3 protein-coding genes are annotated in these 3,329 nt (G+C 50.5%); 2 read left to right on the top strand and 1 reads right to left on the bottom strand.

The window, feature by feature from the left end; genetic code table 11:
• The coding region (locus FDW87_RS10245; RefSeq protein ID WP_137379712.1) for an aspartate kinase at window positions 1–710 on the bottom strand (710 nt) is incomplete at its 3' end.
• A gap of 302 nt (window positions 711–1,012) precedes the next feature.
• Between FDW87_RS10245 and pgi the strand changes: the two genes are divergently transcribed.
• Window positions 1,013–2,659, top strand: coding sequence for a glucose-6-phosphate isomerase (pgi, locus tag FDW87_RS10250; protein WP_016155434.1), 1,647 nt, complete (start codon window positions 1,013–1,015; stop codon window positions 2,657–2,659).
• Between the two features lie 468 nt (window positions 2,660–3,127).
• On the top strand, window positions 3,128–3,329 hold a 202-nt coding region (gene yjbE / locus FDW87_RS10255), incomplete at its 3' end, for an exopolysaccharide production protein YjbE (RefSeq protein ID WP_137379713.1).

Below are 3,329 nucleotides of genomic sequence, written 5' to 3' on the forward strand. Positions count from 1 at the left end.
GCTGCAGGAACAACGCGCGGATCGGTAGTGTAAATGCCAGGAACATCGGTCCAGATATCGACGCGCGTTGCGTGCAGCGCTTCGGCCAGCAGGGCGGCTGTATAATCGCTACCGCCGCGCCCCAACGTGGTGGTGCGGCCTTTGCCTTCGCTGCCGATAAAACCCTGAGTGATTACCAGACCTTCGCTCAGACGCGGGGCCAACTGAAGCGTTGCCAGTTCAGCCAGCGCCGCGACGTCGGGTTCTGCGCGACCAAAACGATCGTTGGTGCGCATCACTTTACGCACGTCAAACCACTGTGCTTGCACGTTGCGTTCACGCAGGATTTCGACGAACAACAGGGTAGACATCAGTTCACCGTGGCTGACCAGTTCGTCGGTCAGGGCGGTTGAGGTCGCCAGTGACGCCGCTTCTGCCAGCGTGGTGATGTTTTCCAGCAGACGTTCAATCTCTTCACGAATTACGTTCGGATAACGCAGGCGTTCCAGAATATTGAACTGAATTTGACGAATAGCGTCGAGTTTTTCGAAGCGCTCGGTTGGCTCCAGCCCTTCAGCCAGTGCGACCAGCAGGTTGGTAATTCCAGCGGAAGCGGAAAGTACCACTACACGGACGTTAGCATCAGAAAGCACCACATCAGCGCTGCGATTCATGGCATCAAAATCCGCCACGCTGGTACCGCCAAACTTGGAGACAACTACATCAGTCATAACTACCTCGTGTCAGGGAATGAATAGAGCGACCATGGCACATAAGGCAGAACGAAAACCGGTGCAGGCGCAAATGCAAATACCGTATTTATAAATAAAATGTGTAGCTTGCACTGTCAACGCTGGGATTATGCGGATTTTTCATGCTGCGTTTCCGTTCAGTAACAGCGCTTATAACATCTATACTTTTTACCCTGGTTCGATGGATACAAGGGCGATGGCATTAAAACAATCACACTTTTCTGTGACTGGCGTTACAATCGATCTCAGTCACAATTCTCAAAATCAGAAGAGTATTGCTAATGAAAAACATCAATCCAACGCAGACCTCAGCCTGGCAGGCACTACAAAAACACTTTGAAGAGATGAAAGACGTTACTATCGCGGATCTGTTCGCGAAAGATAGTGATCGTTTCGCTAAATTTTCCGCTACGTTTGACGATCTGATGCTGGTGGATTTCTCCAAAAACCGCATCACTGAAGAGACGCTGGCTAAACTGCAGGATCTGGCGAAAGAGACCGATTTGGCAGGCGCCATCAAGTCCATGTTCTCCGGTGAGAAAATTAACCGCACTGAAGATCGTGCCGTGCTGCACGTGGCGCTGCGCAACCGTAGCAACACTCCAATCATCGTTGACGGCAAAGATGTGATGCCGGAAGTGAACGCGGTACTGGAGAAGATGAAATCCTTCTCTGAAGCGATTATCTCCGGAAGCTGGAAAGGCTATACCGGTAAAGCCATTACTGATGTCGTGAACATCGGTATCGGCGGTTCAGACCTCGGCCCGTTCATGGTGACCGAAGCGCTGCGCCCGTACAAAAATCACCTGAACATGCATTTTGTGTCTAACGTCGATGGTACGCACATTGCCGAAGTGCTGAAGAAAGTGAATCCGGAGACTACGCTGTTCCTGGTCGCTTCCAAAACCTTCACCACTCAGGAAACCATGACTAACGCCCACAGCGCGCGCGACTGGTTCCTGGCGACCGCTGGCGACAACAAGCACGTTGCCAAACACTTCGCAGCGCTCTCCACTAACGGTAAAGCGGTTGGCGAGTTCGGTATTGATACCGCCAATATGTTCGAGTTCTGGGACTGGGTTGGCGGTCGTTACTCCCTGTGGTCTGCAATCGGTCTGTCCATCATCCTTTCTGTGGGCTTCGACAACTTTGTTGAGCTGCTCTCTGGCGCGCACGCCATGGACAAACACTTCTCCACCACTCCGGCGGAGAAAAACCTGCCGGTGCTGCTGGCGCTGATCGGTATCTGGTACAACAATTTCTTCGGTGCTGAAACCGAAGCGATTCTGCCGTACGACCAGTATATGCACCGTTTCGCGGCCTACTTCCAGCAGGGCAATATGGAATCCAATGGTAAATACGTTGACCGTAACGGCAATGCGGTGGATTACCAGACAGGCCCAATCATCTGGGGTGAGCCGGGTACTAACGGTCAGCATGCGTTCTACCAACTGATTCATCAGGGTACCAAAATGGTTCCGTGCGATTTCATCGCTCCGGCAATCACCCACAACCCGCTGTCGGATCACCATCCGAAACTGCTGTCTAACTTCTTCGCTCAGACCGAAGCGCTGGCTTTTGGTAAATCTCGTGAAGTGGTTGAGCAGGAATACCGCGACCAGGGTAAAGATCCGGCAACGCTTGACCACGTTGTGCCGTTCAAAGTGTTCGAAGGTAACCGTCCAACTAACTCCATCCTGCTGCGCGAAATCACACCGTTCAGCCTGGGTGCGCTGATTGCGCTGTACGAGCACAAAATCTTCACTCAGGGCGCGATCCTGAATATCTTCACCTTTGACCAGTGGGGCGTTGAGCTGGGCAAACAGCTGGCGAATCGCATTCTGCCAGAGCTGAATGATGATAAAGAAATCACCAGCCATGATTGCTCAACTAACGGTTTGATTAACCGTTATAAGTCCTGGCGTTAATCTGCTTCTTCCTTCGAGCCGCAGCGCTGTTGGCTGCGTTCGTTAACCCCGGTCGCATAGCTATCTATGCTCCCGGGGATTAACGATCTTGCCGCCTTGCTGCAATTCGAATGAATTTGCAGATTACTTATAAAAAAGCCGATATTAATATCGGCTTTTTTATAATCTGGCGCCAGAATATCTACGTTTTTGCTTTACACCTTTATTGAGCTTAATCCTAAAATAATTCATTCAACGTTATCGTGTTTCTGGTTTTTTCAGAATTACCGGATGTTGTGTTTTTGTTTTTATATTTTAACTTTATGATTGTATTGATTTAATTATCTGCCTTTAATCATTTTATTTCTTGCTATCTAATTATCCTAAATTCCCGCCTGGCGTAATTTGCACACTTTGGCTTGTGTATACTCGATCTCGCCCGAAATTCTTTTGGGTAAATCTCCATTCATACAATGAAGGGAATTTGTGATGAAAAAAGTTCTGTATGGCCTTTGGGCTATATCTGCGCTTGCGGCGACTTCTGTCTATGCTGCCCCCGTTCAGGTGGGTGAAGCTGCAGGGTCGGCTGCCGCGTCGGTTTCGGCAGGAAGTTCCTCCGCAACCAGCGTGAGCACCGTAAGTTCTGCGGTGGGGGTTGCCCTTGCGGCAACCGGTGGCGGCGATGGTTCTA

The organism is Citrobacter sp. wls826, assembly GCF_005281245.1.
Classification (GTDB): domain Bacteria; phylum Pseudomonadota; class Gammaproteobacteria; order Enterobacterales; family Enterobacteriaceae; genus Citrobacter; species Citrobacter braakii.